Genomic DNA, 657 nt, shown 5'->3' on the forward strand with positions numbered 1-657 from the left:
ACTTCAAATGTGGGTAATACGGGCAAGAACACCATTCATGATGCGATTGACTCAGTTAATAAAGCAGCAGCGGCGGCTAAAACGACTGTGGTTGAAGGCGACAACATCACGATTACAGATGTCACTAATGCTGATGGCAGCAAAGAATATAAAGTTGCGACGAAGAAAGACGTTAAATTCGATTCAGTCACGCTTGGCGATACGCTCATTAACAATGCTGGCTTAAGCATCAAAGACGGTCCAAGCATTACGGCTCAGGGCATTGATGCAGGTAAAAAGAAAATCACCAATGTTGCCAATGGTGATATTAAGAGTACATCACAAGATGCAGTGAATGGCAGCCAGCTTCACCATACTGCAAACAGCATTAAAAACAGTATTGGTGGTAATACATCACTAAATGCTGATGGTGGTGTAACGACTTCAAATGTGGGTAATACGGGCAAGAACACCATTCATGATGCGATTGACTCAGTTAATAAAGCAGCAGCGGCGGCTAAAACGACTGTGGTTGAAGGCGACAACATCACGGTTACCGATGTCACCAATGCTGATGGTAGCAAAGAATACAAAGTTGCAACGAAGAAAGATGTCAGCTTTGACTCTGTGAAGCTGGGCGATACGCTCATTAACAATGCTGGCTTAAGCATCAAAGAC

Annotated in this window: 1 pseudogene; it reads left to right on the plus strand. The window is 43.7% G+C overall.

The window, feature by feature from the left end:
* Positions 1-657: pseudogene (locus WH214_RS00060) on the plus strand (trimeric autotransporter adhesin Ata); the annotation flags it as partial.

It is taken from the genome of Acinetobacter sp. MYb191 (assembly GCF_037572605.1).
In the GTDB taxonomy this organism is placed as follows: domain Bacteria; phylum Pseudomonadota; class Gammaproteobacteria; order Pseudomonadales; family Moraxellaceae; genus Acinetobacter; species Acinetobacter johnsonii.